11 protein-coding genes are annotated in these 20,470 nt (G+C 61.9%); 6 read left to right on the top strand and 5 right to left on the bottom strand.

Going from position 1 to position 20,470, the window contains the following annotated elements; translation table 11 throughout:
* The first annotated feature begins 11 nt into the window (after window positions 1–11).
* Window positions 12–4,865, top strand: a complete 4,854-nt coding sequence (locus tag M1D93_RS12475) for an NAD-glutamate dehydrogenase (RefSeq protein ID WP_461171845.1) — start codon at window positions 12–14, stop codon at window positions 4,863–4,865.
* Window positions 4,866–4,893: 28 nt separating this feature from the next.
* Window positions 4,894–6,360 carry a sensor histidine kinase gene (locus M1D93_RS12470; RefSeq protein WP_461171844.1) on the top strand — a complete coding sequence of 489 codons (1,467 nt, stop codon included), beginning with the start codon at window positions 4,894–4,896 and terminating at the stop codon, window positions 6,358–6,360.
* 95 nt (window positions 6,361–6,455) lie between these two features.
* On the opposite strand, the gene M1D93_RS12465 is transcribed toward M1D93_RS12470, so the two are convergent.
* Window positions 6,456–6,704: a WhiB family transcriptional regulator gene (locus M1D93_RS12465; protein ID WP_015937605.1), complete on the bottom strand. Its 249-nt coding sequence runs from the start codon at window positions 6,702–6,704 to the stop codon at window positions 6,456–6,458.
* Between the two features lie 231 nt (window positions 6,705–6,935).
* On the opposite strand from M1D93_RS12465, the gene M1D93_RS12460 reads away from it, so the two are divergent.
* Window positions 6,936–7,421, top strand: a complete 486-nt coding sequence (locus M1D93_RS12460) for a hypothetical protein (RefSeq protein WP_461171843.1) — start codon at window positions 6,936–6,938, stop codon at window positions 7,419–7,421.
* A gap of 101 nt (window positions 7,422–7,522) precedes the next feature.
* Here the strand turns inward: M1D93_RS12460 and M1D93_RS12455 are convergent, their stop codons facing one another.
* The gene (locus tag M1D93_RS12455) at window positions 7,523–11,644 is read right to left on the bottom strand and encodes an FtsK/SpoIIIE domain-containing protein (protein WP_461171842.1); all 4,122 of its coding nucleotides are present in this window, start codon (window positions 11,642–11,644) and stop codon (window positions 7,523–7,525) included.
* Window positions 11,645–11,901: 257 nt separating this feature from the next.
* On the opposite strand from M1D93_RS12455, the gene glf reads away from it, so the two are divergent.
* Together glf and M1D93_RS12445 are read left to right on the top strand one after the other, a co-directional pair.
* Window positions 11,902–13,089: a UDP-galactopyranose mutase gene (glf, locus tag M1D93_RS12450; protein ID WP_461171841.1), complete on the top strand. Its 1,188-nt coding sequence runs from the start codon at window positions 11,902–11,904 to the stop codon at window positions 13,087–13,089.
* A gap of 65 nt (window positions 13,090–13,154) precedes the next feature.
* Complete coding sequence (locus tag M1D93_RS12445; RefSeq protein ID WP_461175007.1) at window positions 13,155–15,110, top strand: glycosyltransferase; 1,956 nt, start codon at window positions 13,155–13,157, stop codon at window positions 15,108–15,110.
* A gap of 17 nt (window positions 15,111–15,127) precedes the next feature.
* Here M1D93_RS12445 and M1D93_RS12440 read toward each other — a convergent pair whose 3' ends face one another.
* Entirely contained in the window at window positions 15,128–16,555 is a 1,428-nt protein-coding gene (locus tag M1D93_RS12440) for a DUF2142 domain-containing protein (protein ID WP_461171840.1), read from the bottom strand.
* A gap of 274 nt (window positions 16,556–16,829) precedes the next feature.
* On the opposite strand from M1D93_RS12440, the gene M1D93_RS12435 reads away from it, so the two are divergent.
* Window positions 16,830–17,258, top strand: coding sequence for a GtrA family protein (locus M1D93_RS12435; protein WP_461171839.1), 429 nt, complete (start codon window positions 16,830–16,832; stop codon window positions 17,256–17,258).
* Window positions 17,259–17,705: 447 nt separating this feature from the next.
* On the opposite strand, the gene M1D93_RS12430 is transcribed toward M1D93_RS12435, so the two are convergent.
* Together M1D93_RS12430 and M1D93_RS12425 are read right to left on the bottom strand one after the other, a co-directional pair.
* Window positions 17,706–19,406 (bottom strand): DUF2142 domain-containing protein, encoded by a 1,701-nt coding sequence (locus M1D93_RS12430; RefSeq protein WP_461171838.1) that lies wholly within the window; start codon window positions 19,404–19,406, stop codon window positions 17,706–17,708.
* Window positions 19,403–20,470: a substrate-binding domain-containing protein gene (locus M1D93_RS12425; RefSeq protein WP_461171837.1), complete on the bottom strand. Its 1,068-nt coding sequence runs from the start codon at window positions 20,468–20,470 to the stop codon at window positions 19,403–19,405. The genes M1D93_RS12430 and M1D93_RS12425 overlap by 4 nt, the downstream gene beginning before the upstream one ends.

The following is a 20,470-nucleotide window of genomic DNA, read 5'->3' as shown; positions in this document are numbered from 1 at the left end:
GGCGTGTGTCCATGTCGTCTGGATCCAGTGTGGAGGATCAGCCCCTTTCGATAGAAGGCCACGAGGGCTTTATCGGGGACTACTATCAGCACCTAGCCGAAGAGGACGCGCGGAGTTATCCGGGAGACGTGCTGACCGCACGTGCGGAAGCGCACCGGGAGGCGGCGTCGGTACGGAAACCGGGCCATGCAAATATTGCCATCGTCGATGAGGAAGACAGCAGCGTTGTCTTCGTCGTTACCGACGATATGCCCTTCCTCGTAGACTCCGTCAACGCTGAACTGGTCCGGCAGCACGCAGCCATCAGGCTGGTGGTCCACCCCCTATTTGTGGCCACCCGCAGCAGGGAAACGGCTGCCCTGGTGAAGGTCAACAAGGTCCCCTCCCACCTCGGCATCTCCAGCGGCGATACCGCTGCCATGCCCAACCTCTCCCACCTCATTGCGCAGGGTGAAAACGCCTCGTACATGGAGTCATGGATCGCCGTCGAAATTAACCGCGTCTCCGACGAAGCCAAGGCGGCGCTGCTGGAAGGCCTGCAGCGCGTACTGAGTGATGTCCGGGCAGCGGTGGAGGACTGGCCGCATATGCGGCAAAAGGCGCTCCAGATCGCCGAGAGCCTGGACAAGGTTGCGAATCCGGCGCAGATCGCTGAGCTCAGGCAGGCCCAGGACCTCCTTCACTGGCTTGACGACGGCAACTTCACCTTCCTCGGCTACCGCGAATACGATCTGGTCAACGTGGGCGGGGAAGATGTCCTGGAGCTGCGGGAAGACAGTGGCCTGGGGCTGCTGCGCGCCGCTGCGGACTCACCGCATATCCAGCACCTCACGGACACGGGCCGGAGAAAGGCGCGCGAAAAGCGCGCCCTTGTCATCACCAAGGCCAACTCCCGCTCCACGGTCCACCGTTCGGCATACCTTGACTACATCGGGGTCAAGAGTTTTGACTCTGCAGGTAACGTCAATGGGGAACGGCGCTTCATCGGCCTCTTTGCCACCAGCGCCTATACGGGCTCTGTTCGTAACATCCCCATAGTGCGGGAGAAAGTGGATGCGGTCCTGAGCAGCGCTGGCTTCCCGCCGGATTCCCACTCCGGAAAGGATCTGCTGGGAATCCTGGAGACGTATCCGCGGGATGAACTCTTCCAAATCGAGGTTCCGGACCTCGCCGCCACCGCGCTTGGCATCCAAAAGCTGCAGGAGCGCCGGCGGACCCGGCTCTTCCTGCGGCCCGACATTTACGGCCGGTTTATGTCCGCCGTCGTCTACCTTCCCAGGGACAGGTACACCACCAACGTCCGGCTGCGCATCGAGCAGGAACTGCGCGAGACATTCCAGGCCGTGTCCATTGATTACGAGGCACGGATGACGGAGTCGGCCCTCGCCCGGCTGTTCTTCCGTATCCGCCTGCCCAAGGGTGCCGACGTCAGCAACGTCAACGCCGAGGAATTGGAGAGACGTCTGGTGCGTGCTGCCCGCTCGTGGAGCGAAGGCATCGCCGAAGTCCTGCGTGAAGGGCGCGATGTTGCAGAGGCCAAGGAACTGGCAGCCATCTGGTCGGAGGCCTTCCCCGCAAGCTACCGGGTGGATTACGAGGTTGAGGACGCCCTTGAAGACATCGCCCGCTTCGAGAAGTACGGCGCGGCGGCGGAGCGAACTGCCGGTGCCAAGCAGGAACGGCCCGGCGTGCATGTCTACCTCCCGGAGGGAGCGGGGGCGACGCTGGAGGAAGACGCCCGTGTCAAGCTCTACATGCTGGAGCCCAAGAGCCTGAGCCAGATCCTGCCTTTCTTCCACAACCTTGGGCTGGAGGTGCTGGACGAGCGGCCTTTCGAAATCGAGACCGCGGACCGAAGGGATTTCTTCCTCTACGACCTGGGGTTGAAGTATCCGGCGGGCGTTGATCCCGTCTCCACCGGCCAACTGCTGGCTGATTCCTTCTCAGCCGCCGTTACCGGCGCCGCTGAATCGGATGCCTTTGACCGGCTGGTTTTGCGCGAGGGACTGCAGTGGCGGCAGATCACGGTGCTGCGCGCCTACGCCCGCTACATGCGCCAGATGGGCAATGCCAACTCCTTCGGCTTTATGGCCGATACCCTGCTGGCGAACCCGGAGGTGACCAAGGGGCTGAGCGCGCTCTTTGCCGCCCGCTTCGATCCTTCCCTGGACGCTGAAGCACGGCTGGAGGCGCAGGCTTCCGTGCGTGCGGACTTGGCTGCGGCCATTGAAAAGGTGGCCACGCTTGATGCCGACCGGGTACTGCGGACTTTCGTGAACCTGATCGAGTCAACGCTCCGGACCAACTTTTACCAGGACAAGCCCCACCTCAGCTTCAAACTCGATCCCGCCCGGATTGAAGGGCTGCCCTTCCCCCGCCCCATGTTCGAAATCTGGGTCTATGCGCCCCGCGTCGAGGGCGTCCACCTCCGCTTCGGCAAGGTGGCCCGAGGCGGCCTGCGCTGGTCCGACCGCCGGGAGGATTTCCGCACCGAAGTCCTGGGTTTGGTCAAAGCACAGACAGTGAAGAACGCCGTCATCGTGCCCACCGGGGCCAAGGGCGGCTTCTTCGCCAAGCAGCTTCCGGACCCCACAGCAGACCGGTCCGCCTGGATGGCGGAAGGTATCGAAAGCTACAAAACCTTCATCCGCGGCCTCCTTGACGTCACTGACAACCTGGTCACCGAGGGTGGCAGCGAAAGGCTGGTGCCGCCGTCGGACGTTGTAAGGCACGACGACGACGATTCCTACCTTGTGGTCGCGGCCGACAAGGGAACCGCGACCTTCTCGGACATCGCGAACGGGCTGGCCAAGGAATACGGATTCTGGCTCGGCGACGCATTCGCTTCCGGCGGATCCGTGGGCTACGACCACAAGGCGATGGGCATTACTGCCCGGGGTGCGTGGGAATCCGTAAAGCGGCATTTCAGCGAGCTTGACCTGGACACGCAGACCCAGCCGTTCACCGTAGTGGGCGTGGGTGACATGTCCGGTGACGTGTTCGGCAACGGCATGCTCCTTTCGCGCCACATCCGGCTTCTCGCAGCGTTCGACCACCGCCACATCTTCCTGGACCCCAACCCGGACGAAGAAACTTCCTTCGTGGAGCGGCAGCGGTTGTTCGAGTTGCCAAGGTCATCGTGGGACGACTACAACAAGTCGCTCATCAGCGAAGGTGGCGGAGTGTTCCCCCGCCAGGCAAAATCGATTCCCGTAACAGCACAGGTACGCGTTGCCCTGGGGCTTCCCGCGGAAACAACGGAACTTAGCCCGCCGGAACTCCTGCGTGCAATCCTGCTTTCTCCCGCCGACCTCCTCTATAACGGCGGCATCGGAACCTACGTCAAGGCAAGCACTGAGTCCAACGCCTCCGTGGGTGACAAAGCCAACGACGCCATCCGCGTGGACGGCAGGGACTTGCGCGTCAAGGTGGTGGGCGAGGGCGGAAACCTGGGCATGACGCAGCGCGGCCGCATCGAAGCCGCACTGCAGGGGGTCATCCTCAACACCGATGCCATCGACAACTCCGCCGGGGTCGACTGCTCCGACCATGAGGTCAACATCAAGATCTTCGTTGACCGGATGGTTGCTGCCGGGAAGCTCAGCGCCGAAGAGCGCGCAGGCTTCCTCGCATCGATGACCGATGAGGTGGGCCGGCTGGTGCTCGAAGACAACATCGACCAGAACATCCTGCTGCTGAATGACCGCACGCGCGTGGCCGAATGGAGCCCAAGCTACGAACGGCTGATGGACTGGCTGGAGAAGAAGGCCGACCTGAACCGGGAGCTGGAGGCGCTTCCCACCACTGAGGTGCTGAGGGAGCGGTTGCAGCAGGGCCAGGGGCTGACGTCCCCGGAGCTGTCCGTGCTGGCCGCCTACGCCAAAATCGAGCTGACCTCCGCACTGCGTGACAGCGACCTGGCTGACGACCCCTGGTTCAGGAAGACGCTGCGGGCCTACTTCCCCGAGCAGTTGCGCGAACGGTTTAACGCGGAGCTGGACACCCATCCGCTGCGCCGCGAAATCATTGCAACCATCGTGGCCAACGACATGATCAACATGGGCGGCATCACGTTCGCCTTCCGGACCATGGAAGAAACGTCGGCCTCGGAAGTTGCTGTCGCCAAAGCGTTTGTCGCGCTGAGGGAGGTTTACGAGCTCGACGTTATGGTCGAGGAACTGAACAGCCTGCCGGCGTCGTTCCCCACGGAGCACTGGAGCACTGTCCACCTTGACATCCGGCGGCTGCTGGACCGGGCTGTCCGCTGGCTGCTGGGTCAGGGCAGCGTCTCCCGGCCGATTGCCGACGTCGTGACTGAATTCAAACCCCTCATGGATCCCATGCGGGCCCGCCTGCTGGACTACCTGCGCGGTGATGACCGGGACAGGGTTACCGGCTGGCTGGAGAAAGCGCGCGAATGGGAGCTTCCGGAAGGACTCGCCCTGCGGTGGGCGGAGCTCTTCGAAAGCTTCGTCCTGCTGGATATCGCCAAGATCGCCCGTGTCCGCAAGGATCCCGTGGAGGAGATTGCCGCCGTCTACTACACCGTCTTTAACCGGTTCCATGCGGACTCCCTGCTGGAGCGCATCAGCAGCCTGCCGCGGCAGGACAGGTGGCAGGCACTGGCCAGGGCGGCCTTGCGTGATGACCTGTATTCCACCATCTCGGACATGACGACGGCGGTGCTGGACGCTACTGATGCCGCGGACTCGCCGGAGGCGCGGCTGAAGGATTGGGAGGCGCGGAACGCGGAGCAGTTGGGTCGGGCGAAGAGCATGTTTGATGAGGTCAATGCCCTCGAGGCCGACGACATGGCCTCACTGTCGGTAGCATTGAGGCTCTTGAGGTCAATCGTTCGACGCTAGCGAGTGCGGCGTTGCAAATGGAGGTGCAGTGGCAATCTTTACCGACCCCATCAGGGAGCATGCTGATTTCGGGCCGGGGGATGCGGAATGGCTGCACCTCCTGGTGGGGGACTGGCAAATGGTCGCGGACCTGGCGTTCGCGGACCTGGCGCTCTGGTTCCCCCACCCGGACCATGGGTACGTGGCGCTGGCGCATGTCCGGCCCTCCACCACGCATACCGTGTTCCACGGCGACTTCGTGGGGGAACCCATCCGCTCGGATCTGCAGCCCCTCGTGGACAAGGCCTGGAACAGCCGCTCCATCGAACGCTCGAGCGAAACCAACTGGAGCAGTGACATGGCGTTGCGGGTTGAGGCCGTACCCATGGTCCGGAACGGCCGCACCCTGGCGGTGGTCACCACACATATGGACCTGTCGAGCTCGCGGATGCCGTCCCGGCTGGAACTGACCTACCGGCAGTGCGCATATGACCTCCTACGAATGGGCACCCTTGGGCTGTGGCCCGACTTCGCTTCGCCCACGGGTTCCCGCCGCGGCGCCCCCCGTGTGGGCGACGGGCTGATTAGGCTGGACGCCGAGGGCATAGTCCAGTACGCCAGCCCGAACGGTGTCTCGGCCTTCCGGCGCCTCGGCGATGGTGAAGCGCTGGAGGGCCGCTCGCTGGCCGAGGTCACCGCCAGCCTGCTTAAAGACCGCCGGATGGTGGACGAGACGTTGCCCCTGGTGGTCACGGGCAGGATGCCCTGGCGCAGCGAGATTGAATCACGCGGTGTGAGCCTGTCCCTGCGGGCGATTCCGCTGCGCGACGAGCAGCAGCGGTTCGGCGCGCTGGTCCTTTGCCGCGATGTGTCCGAACTGCGGCGGCGGGAGATGGAGTTGGTGACCAAGGACGCCACCATCCGCGAAATCCACCACCGGGTCAAGAACAACCTGCAGACTGTCGCGGCGCTGCTGCGCATGCAGTCCCGCCGCATGGTCAGCGACGAGGCAAAACAGGGACTTGAGCAGGCGATGCGCCGGGTGGCCACCATCGCGCTGGTCCACGAAACGTTGTCCCAGGGCCTGACGCAAAGCGTGGACTTTGACGAGCTGATCGGGCGGCAGTTCCGGCTGTCCGCGGAAGTAGCCTCGCCATCACAGCAGGTCAGGACCGAGCGCTCGGGAATGTTCGGGGAACTGCCCAGCGACTTCGCCACTCCCTTGGCGCTGGTCATCAATGAACTGGTCACCAATGCTGTTGAGCATGGCCTTGAGGGGCGTACAGGTACCGTATGGCTGCTGGCTGACCGCTCCGAAGGGGACGACGGCGAGGAGCTGACCGTCACCATTGCCGACGACGGCGTGGGTCTGCCTGACACACCCCACGTCGAAGGCCTCGGGCTGCAGATTGTCCGTACCCTGGTGACCAGCGAACTGGGCGGCACCATCCAGTGGCAGCCGCGGGAGGGCGGCGGAACTGCCGTTCAAATCCGACTCAGCCTGGCGGCCAAGTAAGACAGCAAAAGGCCCTGGCAGCAACCTTGCAGGTTTGCGGCCAGGGCCTTTTGGTGTCCGAAAGCTGTTTCGCTACGCCTGTATGCGTATTGAAATCAGGAAGCCCGGCGGGCGCGGGCGGCGCGGCGCTTCAGGGCGCGGCGCTCGTCTTCGCTCATGCCGCCCCAGACGCCCGCATCCTGGCCCGACTCGAGAGCCCACTGCAGGCAAGTGTCCACTACCGGGCACCGGCGGCAGACGCTTTTCGCTTCCTCAATCTGCAGGAGCGCCGGGCCTGTGTTCCCTACGGGGAAAAACAGTTCCGGGTCCTTTTCGAGGCACGCTGCGCGGTTACGCCAATCCATGCTGATCAGTTGCTCCATTTCTGGGAAAAGCCCTTTGTGAAATTATTCACTAGTAGCTACAAAGGAAAGGGGCCCGGCAGGGCCCCGTTGGTCATCTGAATCAAGCCTGTCATGTTAACGCTGTGTAAACAAGGGGTAATAAGGCTTGAAATCCCGGGAACGCTGAGCGATACGTCACAGTGGCGGTATTGGCCCTCACCACTGTCCGACTATGTCCGGTAGGGTGCCAGTGTGTCAAGACCCCCTGAGTACCCCGCCGACCCGCCGAACGCGTCAGAAGGGCCGGACCCGGAGCAGCATGCCGGTGGTGACGCCCACCCTGCACGGCCGGCAGCTGTTCTTCTGGTGGCGCTGATTGTTGCAGTGGAGGCGACAGCCCTGCTGGCAGCTGCTGCCTGGTACGGCTACCAGCTGGCAGCTGGCAGCCCGGTGCTTTCCTTCTGGGGTGCAGTGTTCACCCTTGGGCTGCTGCTCGCATTTTCGGCCTGGCTGTATTCCGTCGCGGTGTTCCTTTACCGGGGTTACCGGTGGACCAGGGCTGCCGCACTGGTGGCTCAACTATTCGTTCTGACCATCGGTTTTCCCACTTTCACTGGCGGTCTTCCTTTCGCTGGAATGGCGATGGTGGTCCCGGCCGTCACCGCCATTGTGCTGCTGTTCCACCACAAAGTCATCAGTTTCGCATCCCGCACCGGAAGCGCGACGCCGGCCCTCTGACCGCGCGGGCCGTTTAGCGTTTTTTGGGCCAGCCACTGCTCCTCATTCCTTGCGCCCTGGCTTCGTTCGCCGCGGTTGCAGGTGATCGCTGCTCCGCAGCGTCATGCCTCGGCCTCGGGTTCGACCTCTGCCTCGGGCCCGGCCCCAGGACCAGCCCAGCCCACCTGAATGCTCCGGGCGAGGCCCTGCGTAATGAGGATTCCCCTGCCCGGTGGTGCGTTGGCCTCCACCTCGAACCGGACTCCGAAAAGATCACCGTCGGACAGGGAACGGGGTGCAAGCAGCAGGCCGATGCCGGCCGAACGGGAGCCCATAACCAGCGGCACGCGTTGCAGGAGCAGTGGGCTGTAGGTCGCGGTGAGGACCACCGGATGGCCCAAGGTGTTAAAGGCCGACACATCCCGCATGGTTTCGGCGGGGAGAAGGTCAGCGTTATCGACCAGCGCCACTGTACCTTTTGGTGTTTTACCTGCTGCCGCGGTGGCAAGCGACCGCTCCCAGAAGTCGCGGGGGTTGGTGCCATTTTTGGGATAGAGCCACTGGCGGCCTTCGGGATTCATGACCGGCAGGGCGCGAAGGAAATTGGTTTTCCCTGATCCAGGTCCGCCCAGGACAGTGAACACCCCTGCCGCCTGCAACCTGCAGGAGGTTGGCTCGAGTTCCTCACCGCCAATGCCAAGGAGGATGTCCTGCAACCTGGGACGGCCCGGAGCGCGTTTTCCCCGCTCCGTCAGGTCCTGTGCGCTGAGGCCGGAAGGTTTCCATTCCCGTATTTTCACTCCAGGCACCAACGCCGGGAGTGGGTCGATGCGGAAGGGGCGTTTGGAAAGCCGGCTCTCCGCCTTCCCCACGTTCTCCAGGCCGTCCACCCTCGCAGCGCTCTCCGGGCCGCGGTCCGCTGGTCCTGAATCCCCAGCGTGCTGGTGGCTGACGCTGTACAGCTGGCAGACGGCAGGCACTGCTCCGGAAACGGGACCGAACACCACGGCACGCCCTTTGATCTCCGCAGTGGCCGGCATCCGCGGCCAGGCAACGCGGCTGTCCGTGTTGGAGCCGGTGGGGAAGTAGAGCCGGTTCGGAAATGCCGACAATGCCCTGGAGTTGACCAGTTCACGGTCGCCGGCAACCATCACAATAATCCCAGCTCGCCCCCCGTCACGGGCCAGGTCCTGGACAAGATCTTCTGCCCAGGCCAGAGGCCCGGCCCGAAATGCTGACACCCACGAACCCCAGCCGGAAATGACGAGTACCAACGGCACTTCGCCCTGCCCGCCACCTTGGCCCAGCCGGCGTGCCAACTCCTTCTTCAGACGCTCAAGTACCCGGACGGCGCGCCGCAGCTCATGCAGGCCCGCATGCGCCCCGATGGCCGGGTGCTTGGCCAAAGCCGGGAAAGTACCACCGGCGTCGAGGATGTAGCCGTGTGCTTCGACGGGGTTGAGCAGCACCTGCGAAACAGCCAATTCGAGGGCCTCTGTGGCACCGGAAGACGGAGCACCGATAAGGGCCAAGTGACTGTCTGCCGCCGGACTCCACACAAGGGGCACCAGTCTCTGCTGTTCCGGCAGGTCCAACAGTCCGAGCTGAATCGACCATTCCGCGATCCTGCGAGTGCTTGCTGGAGATGCCGAAGTGGTCTCGGGAGGGGCCGGCAGGAACGAAGGGAGGGGAGGGGCGACCGGCAACCTGGAGGCCGGTCCCTTCCGCTCACGCCATAGGTCCCGCGCCATAGTTACGAGCGGGGCTGCTGCCTGGGCAGGTGTTTGCCCGGCGGGGAGGGGACTTTCAGGCCCGCCCCTCTCGGCTGGTACAAGGCAGTCCACGGCGAGCTCCACCTTGACGGCACCCGCAGAGCGGGAGCCACCACTACGGATTAGCCCCAGGGATGCGGTCTGGAATTCCCGGGGAGCCTCCATGCCGCGAACCAGGAAGGCCCGCCCCGGCGCGTCAACGCTGATGCCGGCGGCCGCTTTGGAACTGATGATGTCCATGGACTCCATCTCCGATTGCACCCTCAGGGCAATGCTTGAGGTAACGTTCGCCCGGATATCCGCCGTGAGGGCGCCCTGGGGCCGTTGGGTGGCCATAACCAGATGAATTCCTAGCGATCGCCCAATCGCCGCGATCCGCAGCAGTTCGCGGAGCACTTCCGGGGCATCATCCACGAGCATGCGGAACTCATCAATGACGATGACCAGATGGGGGAGTGGGAAGTTCTGTGAGGCACCGGTGGAACGGTAAGAGGCGAGGTCCGGGACCCGGGCGGAAGCGAGAGCCTCCTCGCGCAGCCGGATTTCCGCGCGGAGGGAAGTAAGGGTGCGTTCGAGTTCGTGCGTGGACAAGTCAGTCAGCAGCCCGACACAGTGGACCAGTTCCGTGAGGGGACCGAGCCCGGAACCGCCCTTGAAGTCAACGAAGAGGAAATTGACCCGGTCGGGTGGGTGGCTGAGGGCCAAAGCCAAGGTAAGGGTGCGGAGCAGTTCAGACTTGCCGGAGCCGGTGGTGCCGGCGACCAGGAGGTGGGGGCCGTCGGTCTGGAGGTCCAGGGTGCGCACTCCCGTGGCGGTGAGCCCCAAGGGAACGTGCAGGCCGTGGTCCCGGGTGCTCGCTTTCCATCGGGCAGCAGTATGGTGCGGAGAGAGCGGCAGCACCTCCGGGAGTGCACACACAGTGGGGACAGCCGGCTCCTCGATATCCCGCCGCTCCGGATGCGCGGCGAGTCGTCTACAGAAACTCACGAATACGTCGCCCGGTGCCAGATCCGGGACGAATTCAACGTCGCCGGCCGCGAGCCGCAGGAGGGATTTCCGCTCGGTAAGTTCCACGTCAAAGGTGCCGGCGCTTTCCGCCCCCGAAAACCGGAGGACCTGCCAACCGAGTGCCGCCGCGCTTTCGGCAATCCTGCTGCGGTCGTCCTCTCCGGAGGAAGTTTCCAACAGCAGGATGACGCCGTGTTGGTAGCCCCGCCCGAAGCCCTCCTTAAGGATGGGAAGTGTGTCCACCGCAGAAGCGGCGAGGGTGACGCTACGCAGGTACCGGGCAGCCAAAGGAAGGCGACCTGCTTCGCCGTAAATGATGATTCGTGTGCCGTGGCCCCTCGGGTAGCCCGCCAGCTGCATCAGGAGGGAACGGATGATGCCGTCAGCCACGATGTCCGGCCCGCGGAATTTTATGGACATTGCAGGGTCCAAGGTCACGGGAACCGCGTCCAGGCAGGGAAGGGTCACCGACGGTGTGGGCGGTTCGACTTTCACATTAACCGGCTGCCGAGCCTCCCCGAGCCGCAGCCAAACCCCGTCCTCACCGGGGGAAACAGCAGTGGTGCCGCGGTTTTGACCGGCAGCCAGGGCCAGGAGTGCCAGGGACGGGCCGGACCGCCGTCGTCGTTCCCGGTCTTCTGCCACGGCGGCTGCCACGGCTTGTCTGAGGTCCCGGCGCTGCCGCCGTCCCGAAGCGAGGGGGACCAGAACGGACACTGCCGAGGCGGCGGCAAACGCCAGGAACATCCAGACGCCGGTGAGCAACGCAAGTCCTACCCCGATGACTAACGGAAGAACGGCGGTTAACAGGAGCAAGGCCCTGTTGCCGGCATCCGTTCGGCCAAGGACGGTAAGGGGCGGCTGCGTGGAGGTCCCGGCGTCGGCAATTGCTTTTTCCGTCACGTCCATAAAAGCCAGCGACATCGTTGTGTTGCCGCAACGGATGCTCGACTCGGTGGAGACAACGGCGTAGCGGACGCGCTCGCCGTCGACGTGGATGCCGTTGGCGCTGTCGAGGTCAACGATCATAATGTCCGTCTCGGTGACAACGAGGCGGGCATGTTCGCGGGAAAGCTCGGGGTCGGGGATTACGATGCGGGTTCCGCTCCGCCCGATGGTGTAGGAGCCTCGCCGCAAGGGCACCACGGTACCCGCCCCGACGCCGGTGTGGACTGCGAGGGCGAGTTGGGCATCTTCGCCAGGCATCCGTCCTCGTGACTTCTTGACGTTCCGCAGGCAATCCCCATCCACAAGAATGGCACCGTTCACCAGTGGGGCCGTTCCCACGCTCAGCGAATCGATGTCCTTACCCTGGATGGAGACAGGACCCGTCCCGAACTTCCGGATCAGTTGGGCATGAACGTCCTCGCCGGTTGTCCCTTCGGGCGCGTTGATGGTGAGTTCGAGTGGTGGGTCCTGCAGCCCGGACCCCGGGCTGCGGACCAGCGTGCAATGGAGTTTCATCGGTACAGATCCTCACGGCCTTTTAAACCACGCTAGTGAGCGGTACGCCGCGCCGGTTGAACGGGTTTCCGTATGTGGAAAACGCGGGCGACGGCGGTGAGGATCGCTGCAAGCTGCGACTTCACTTGCGGAGCCCGGAGCAACCTCTCGATGGGCGCGTCGGCGCCTGATTCGACGGCCGCCGCAGCGCCTCGGGTAGGCTAGAGCAGCAGACAATGCGTACCGTTGCGCTGCCCGCATTCAAACCAGGAGATTTTGTGACCGCTGACCTCGTCATTGTAGGGTCCGGCTTTTTTGGCCTGACAATCGCAGAACAGGCCGCCACTGAGCTCGGCTTAAAGGTCGTTGTCCTCGACCGTCGCCACCACATCGGCGGCAATGCTTACAGCGAAAAGGAAGAACAGACAGGTATTGAGGTGCACCGCTATGGTGCCCACCTGTTCCACACGTCCAACGAGCGTGTATGGGAGTACGTCAACAGGTTCACTACCTTCACGGACTACGTTCACAAGGTATACGGCGTGCACAAGGGCGAGGTCTACTCCCTGCCGATTAACCTGGCCACCATCAACCAGTTTTTCCGCGCCAACCTCACGCCGGGCCAGGCCAGGGATCTTATTCAGGAACAGGCCGGCGAGCTTGCGGGAACCGATCCACAGAACCTCAACGACAAGGGTATTCAGCTCATCGGCCGGCCTTTGTACGAGGCGTTCATCAAGCACTACACGGGCAAGCAGTGGCAGACGGATCCCAAGGACCTGCCTGCCGGCATCATTTCGCGGCTCCCGGTGCGATACAACTACGACAACCGGTACTTCAACGACAAGTACGAGGGCCTGCCGACGAACGGCTACACCGCCTGGATCGAGAAGATGGCCGAGCACCCGAACATCGAGGTTCGACTCAACACCGACTTCTTCGACGAGTCGCACGAATACAGCAAGAACAAAGTTGTTGGCAACATCCCCGTGGTCTACACGGGCCCCGTTGACCGCTACTTCGACTACGCCGAGGGTGACCTCTCCTGGCGCACCATCGACTTTGAAGAAGAAGTGCTCAACATGGAGGACTTCCAGGGCACCTCCGTGGTCAACTACAACGACGACGACGTGCCCTACACCCGCGTCATCGAACCCCGCCACTTTCACCCCGAGCGGGACTATCAGACGGAGAAAACCGTCATCATGCGCGAATATTCGCGCTTTGCGGAGAAGGACGACGAGCCGTACTACCCCATCAATACTTCAGCGGACCGTGAGCGGCTACTGAAGTACCGCGATCTGGCGGCTGCTGAGAAGGACGTCCTGTTCGGCGGGCGGCTGGGCACTTATAAGTACCTGGACATGCACATGGCCATCGGCTCTGCGCTGAGCATGTTCGATAACAAGATCCGGCCGCATTATGAGAGCGGCGTAAAGCTGGAAAGCGGAGGCGTGGACGCATGACTGTCCCGCCGGGCTGGGCGACACTTCAGCGGGTAATTTTCCCCCCGGAGTCCGGGGTGGACACGATGTCCCTCTACGCTGACGCCGGCCCGGCAACGGGCGTTCGCTTTAAGGAGAGCGACGAATTTGCACGCAACCCGAAGCCCGTGGCTGAAAAGTTGCACCTCGTGGGTTCGGGCCAACGCGAGGTGCATTTCGATGATTTGTTATCGCGCCACTCCATCAGGGTGCGATCAGGTGAGCAGCTGTCACTGGGAACCTACTTCAACGCCTTTCCAGCCAGCTATTGGCGCCGTTGGACCCACCTTAGGGACATTCGGCTGGTTGTGGAAACTTCGGGGCACGGCTCTGTGGCCGTTTACAAGTCGAATGCCCGCGGCACCATACAACGCGTGGATGGCGCGCGCGTGGACGGCGAGTCCAAAACCGAGTTCGAATTGTCGATAAGGCCGTTTGGCGACGGTGGCTGGTACTGGTTCGACGTTGCTGCAAGCGCCGGGGACCTGGTCTTGAAGGAAGCCCGATGGGAGGGCGCTCCGCCCCTGCGCACAGGGGAAACGGTAACGATACAAATTACGACCATGGACAAGCCGGACTTCTGTCTGGCTAATGTACGTACACTCGCTGACCACCCCGACGCGCTTGAACTCGCCAAAGAAGTGATCATCGTTGACCAGGGCTCCCGTAAGGTGGTGGACCAGCCCGGGTTCGCGGAAGTTGCAGCTCTTCTTGGCCCAAAGCTTCGGGTCATTAACCAGGCCAATCTAGGAGGTTCCGGCGGTTTCGCCCGCGGGATGTATGAGGCCGTCGAAAACGGCAGCGACTACGTCCTCTTACTGGACGACGACGTGGTGATGGAGCCCGAGAGCATCATGCGGATGATGGCCTTTTCCGGCCGGTGCAAGAGCCCAACCATCGTCGGCGGTCACATGTTCGACCTGTACAGCAGAAGCACCCTGTACTCGATGGGCGAGACCATTGATGCACGCCGCTTCTCACCAAGCCAGCCACACCCGGACATGCAGATGCGGCATGACTTCAGCGTATCCAACCTTCGGCAGACGCCTTGGCTGCATAGGCGTTTCGATGTCGACTACAACGGTTGGTGGATGTGCATGATCCCTACGGCTGTTATCCGCGACGTCGGCCTTCCCCTGCCCCTTTTCATCAAATGGGATGACTCAGAATACGGACTCCGCGCGCGGGCTGCCGGATTCCGGACAGTGTCGCTCCCCGGGGCTGCACTTTGGCACATCTCGTGGATAGATAAAGACGATCTCGTGGGTTGGCAAGCATATTTCCACAACCGCAACCGGCTTATTACTGCACTTTTGCACAGCCCTCATCCGAAGGGCGGAAATGTGCTTCGGGAGTCGTTCCAAGAAGACGTCAAACATCTCGTGTCTCTGCAGTACTTCACTGCTCACAACCGCCTTGCAGCCAGGAATGACCTTTTGACAGGACCAGGGCATCTCCACCCTTCACTCCGCACCAAGCTTGGCTGGATCAACGATCTGCGCAGGTCCTACTCCGATGCGCAGATGCGCGAAGATGTGGATGAATTCCCGGCCCCGGCCATCGGTGCCGGCCTCTCTACAGCAGCGGACGTGGGAATGCCTGCCAAAAAGGACATGGTCAAGTGGGGTCTGGTCACAGTCGCCCGGCAATTGCTGAAGCAACCTGCCAAGGAGTCGCTGGAGCGTCCTCAGGCGTACCTCGCGCACATTGATAATAGGTGGTTCCGTATAGCTCATTACGACTCAGTGATCGTATCCAATGCTGAGGGAACAGGGTCATCCTGGTACAAGCGTGATCCGTCAAAGCTTAGGGCCATGCTCAAGCAGTCAGCCCTGCAGCACGCACAGCTGTACAGACATTGGGATGCCTTGGCCGAGGAATACCGGTCGGCTGTCCCGGATCTCGTATCAATTGAAGCTTGGCGCAGGACTTTCGAAGAGGGCGCTCCGACGGAGGGCCATGCGCATGGCCCTGCCGCCAGGAACGACGCAATATCCCGATGACCCCCCAATGCTTACGGCTATGACTGCCTTTGGCGTACCGCGTCGAGAGGCCGATAAGGGGCTTGTGGAGTAGTCAGCACGCGGTAAAGGCCTGCACCTGCGACTGCAAGGAGCAGGATGTAGGCGAGAGCGAGCACTTGCCACGTGCCCGGAGGCTGCCACACTGGCTCGAACATCTCAGTCCAGTTGGTGTGTCCCTGAATTCCGATCGTGTAGCGCCTAAGGCCTTCAAGGAAAACGTAGGTGTGTGCGAGGGCTCCGAGGACCAGCCCCCAGCGCACCATCGACTTGGTCCAGGGCGTAACCCGGTAGGGGCGGAATCTTGTGGTGACACCGGCTGCCAGGATGAGCGTTACGACCATTGCCAGCGTGTAACGGCCTTGCCAGATCCAGCCCAACTTTTCGCTGGAGCCGGCCTGCAGTGCGGTGGGAACGACAATCACGGTGAGCGTCAGCAGTGCCATCACCCAGCGTCCTCTGACAGGTCGCGCCGTGTAGGCCAGCAGGAGCATCGCCCCGAATCCCAGCACCCAGGTGTAAAGGGCTGCGGGCGGGGGCAAAGTGTCGATCCACCCCAAAACTCCGACGTACTCCACCATAAAAAAGACAGTCTTATCAAGCATTGCCACAGCAGCATCTTCAGCCGGTATGGGGGCGCCGGCAAGGAGGCTGTCAAAACTCTTGGCCGAGACTACCCACCAGAGGGCGAACAAGCTGGACAGGCCGACCACCACCAGGGCCACCTGGAAGCCGCGGACGGTGAGGGTGCGGATGAGCGTGCTGATTCCATAGCACAGGACGGCTGAGACAGCAGCAATAGCCAGCCAAAGAAGGGAAAGCGGCCTGGTATGGGCAAGGAGGGTACCGGACAACGTAGCGACCACCAGTAGCAGTTTGCTGATGGGGGTCTTGCCGGCGGATTGCTCAAAGATGGCGCAAAGGCTCATGAACACTGCTCCCGCGGTCGCAATTTCAAGGGCATTGGGATTGATGGACCCGGTCAGAAAAAAGACGGCAGGGGTCAGTGCAATTGACGCTGCTATGACGGGGCGGTGGAAGCGGCGGAGGGCGGTTGCCGCGCAAAAAATGGCTGCCAGGAAGAATGACACCATCCAGGCACTGATGAGCCGCATTGCGTATATTGCCGCCTCACCGCTCAGGCCCCGGCTACCCATCCCGACGATGCCGTAGTAGACCGGGTTGTAGTTTCCGGCTGAGGTCTTGCCGGTTCTCCAGCCCCGGTCTGAAGCGTCAATCGGGGTCGCACAGTCAGCTGTCACGTTCGAACGCTGCGCGAAACACACATGGTTGTTGAGATCCGCGATGTAACCGGGAACCTGGACCGTCAAGGGAGCTCCTTGAACGCCCGAACTCGTTCCCCACAGTTGTCCACGGGCAACAGCCGCCGCTTTGATTGTGTGGGCAGGTTCGTCAGGGACTGACATTAGCGGCGAAGCAAAGCTCCAAACGCTTCCGAGTAAGCCAAACAGCAGCCATGCAACCAACAACACGCGCATCGGCGATGGCCGCCTTCCTCTGGTCGGGGAGGATCTCAGCACGGGCGACAGCGATGGGGCGATGAATTTTTGCATGATAGGTTTAACAATACTTTGGAGTTCGGCGGGGCAAATCCGCATGCTTCAGCCAACCAGGAGGATGTACAAAACGATGCGCAGTTCTGCTTCCAGTGCATCGTCTTCCCCTGAGGAGTCCGAGGTTTTGCCACCCACTGTTCCCGGCTTCGCCGTCGGTTTGTACCAGAACGCCGTTGTACGGTTTCTGCTGGTTGGCGGTCTTTCATTCGCCCTCGATCTGGGGCTTCTTGCGCTCCTGCACGAAGCGTTCGGTGTGGCTCTTTGGGTTGCCACCCCCATCGCATTTATCGTCAGTCTGATCTTCAACTTCTTCCTGCAGCGGATCTTCACCTTTCGTGCGACCAATAAGGGAAGCGTCAGCGCGGTTAAGTACCTGTTGCTCGTTGTCCTGAACATCGTCGTCAGTGATGTCATCGTTACCGGCTTTGACGCCCTGGGTTGGTCCTACATCATTGGCAAGACCACCGCTACCGTCCTGACTACCGGATGGAACTACTTCCTGTACCGGCACTGGATATTTAAGCGCATCCCCGAAGCCGCGCAAACAGTCTAGGTTTTTTGGAACTGCATTACTGACCTCGGACGGCCTTGGCCGCCTGGGGCTTCCAGCTGGACTAAGTTTCAGTCAAGGCACTGCCCAACGCTGAGCGCGGAAACAAACACAGCCAACCGCCCGCATTATTTCGACGCTCCCACGCCTCATAAGCCTGCTGCTCAACGGTTTTCGTGAAGGGGCCCCGGCGGTGTCCGGTGGGATGCCCCGGCCCGGTCCACCAACCATGAAAGAGAAACGCCAATGCGCGGCGGACTTTCCGGGGTCCGAGGGAGTGGGCGCGGGCGTTGAACCAACCGTGGGATCCTGGGCTGGCGATACGAGGGGGTCTTAAACGCAGAACTCGTGCCACCGGTACTAATACTTAGTACCGGTGGCACGCAACTCCCCAGCGTTGCATGGAAACTACTGCTTCGCCCGCTGAACCGAGGACTACTGCTGGGGAAGCTAAACCGGGCGTTGGCGCGGCGCGGCCGAAACTTCGCGTGGGGTCGCCCCCGGCACAGTTGCGTGAACAGGCGCCAATGTGGCGCCACTGCTGGCACCGTCGAGCGCTTGCTCGCTGCCTGCGGGTTGCGGCACCGGATTGCCGCGCGACGTGTTGTGATGTATTAGAGGTTGTCCATTGTGGAGATAGCGGAACAGGAGCAGGCCTGCCGATGCCGTTACCAGCAGGTAGGCCGTGGTCAAAGGCAGCCAGCCGAGAGGTGGCTGCCAATCGGGTGATGAGAAAAGCGTCTGCCAGTTGGCGATTTCGCTAATCCCCACCACATACCGTCGCAGGACGTAAACGAAAGTCAGCGTATGGCAAAATACGATCAGCCAGTAGACGACCCGTGAAACGTGAACGGCCGCAGGACCGCCCGGGAACCGGAGTTTACGCAATCCCAGGCCCACGCTGACAAATAAAACGATAACCAGCGGCAGCGTGTAGCGTCCCTGCCAAATGAAGCCCATACCGCGCCAAAGGGCGGTCTGCAGCAGCGCTGGGACCAGGTAGAGCATGGCGAGTGCCACCCAGTAGCCGGTCCAGTTACGTAGTGGCCGGACGCAAAGCGGCACTACCAGGCCAGCAACCATGAGTCCACCCCAGACGAGGTTCACCAACTCGGGTGCGGGCGTATCCAGCCAACCCATGATCCCGATGTATTGGGGGAAGAAATCGTAGGTGCGGTCAAGCATGATCATGAACCCCCGGTACAAGGGGGCATCGGGGTGCGGGTTGGCAATCCCCTCCGGCGCCACACCGACGTTCGCGGGTCCATTCGCGGAGATATACATCCACAGCAATCCCATGACGGCGCCCGGAATGGCCAGTGCCGCGGCCATCAGGACACGCTTGTCGGAAAAAACCGCCAGTGTCCGCCGGAAGCGGAAGGAGCAAACGCCAACGATCAGGGCACAAAGTAGCCAGACCAGCGAAATCTGCCGTGCGTTGGCGAGTACGACCGTGGCAGCCGCGACGGTGGCCAGGGCAGGAACCACGCGTTTGGTGTTCTTCCAGTTGTCCAGGACAACTACGAATCCTGAGAATGCCGCCATCGTGGCCACGATTTCCAAGGAATTCGGGTTGATGCCCCCGCCGAGGAACAGGATCATCGGGGTCATAGACAGTGCAGCCACCAGGACGGGATATTTCGGGCGTCTTAATTCAGTGAGGGCCGTGAAAGCGGCGGCCACGAATACAGCACACAAGATGGCGCTCACCAGTCGCATGGCATAAATGGCCGGTGCCCCCGACATGAACAGAGTCGGCAGCCCCACGACCCAGTAGTACATGGGGTTATATGACCCTGCAGAAGTCACCGCAATGTTTGTGAAGGTGTCGTCTGCGTAGATGGGGGCCGTGCAGTCGGCCGCCTGTGCCCGGTTGAATTTGTAGCAGCTTTGGGCATGAAGGCTTGCGATGTAGTTAGGCACCCGGACATGAACGCCATGGCCGAATGATGTCCCCTCTTCCACCACGACTTGTCCCCGGACAACCGCTGCAGCCTTGATGGTGTGGGCGGGTTCGTCCGGAGCCCCCATCAAGGGGGTGGCGATGGACCACAGCCCGAACAGCAGGAAGAAGATTGCGGTCAGGAGACCGAAGGTAGGGAGGGGACGGGGAAGCCCCCGCCATTGAACTTTGCTTGAGAAAATGCTCATTGTCCGTCTCCAATGGTCCTAACAAGTGCCAGTCCTTCGGTTACGGCCTTCTTGCTCGGGGACATCACAAAGGCAAATGCGTTTGCGTTCTTTTGCGACTCCTCGGCTAGGACATTTTCACCAAAGGACTGGCTGAGGCGGCCCAAGGCTTCCTCAGAGTATTCCCGGCAGAGATGAACGTAGATGACTGTGCCTAACGCGTAGCCGGAGCGGCCATCAAGGGCCTGAACTACGGAGGTTGGTGATGCTTTCACTTCGCCGGTCGTAACGGCGTCGACCACGGAGGAAGCCTGCAGGCGTCTTGGTTGACCGTCGAAGACGATTTGCGCCGCGACGAACCGGTTGCCGATGATACTCCCGTCCAGAATGGACAAGCCTCCGTTGGTGCCCTCCAACTTGTTGGCGAGATCCAGGGGCGGTGACGAAGTTTGTCCGATGACGGCGGAGGGCCAACGATCCGGTCCCTCCGGCTCCCACTGAACCCCTGGCTCCTGGCTTAGGTAGTCATTGATCGGTCTTACGGTGTCCGATGGTCCCTCCTGGACAATGACTGTGATCGCAAGATCCGGCAAGGAGGTTCCCGGGTTGAGATCCAGAATGCGGGGATCGTTCCAGCGTGTGATGTCGCCTTGAAGAATTGCTGCGAGGGTTGGGGCATCGAGAATCAGATCATTCACCCCCTTGATCTTAACCGCCACACCGACCGGCAAAACTCCAGCAGCAATCGATAGAGCACCTTTGGCAGTGCACATTCCGCCAACTGCACGTGCATCATTCTCTGACAGTGGGGCAGAACTTACTGCAAAGTGGGCCTGACCGTCCCGGAAAGCCTTAAGGCCGGCGGCGGAACCGTCGGGCGAGTAGCTGACGGAGGTGCCTTTGACTGTATTTCCCCATGCAATTCCCCAGGCACTTACCGCTCCCCGCCCGGCGTTGCTGCCGATGCCGGTAAGGGCTCCTTGAATAGTTCCTGGGGGAGTGGTTGAGCAGGCGGTCAGGCATAGAAGTCCTGACAGTACAGCCGCAGTCCGGAGTCTTGAAGATCGGTGGGAAACGGGAATCAC

This window comes from Arthrobacter sp. Z1-9 (genome assembly GCF_054792695.1).
Note: the sequence above shows the minus strand (reverse complement) of the source record. Positions and strands in the feature narration are given on the sequence as shown.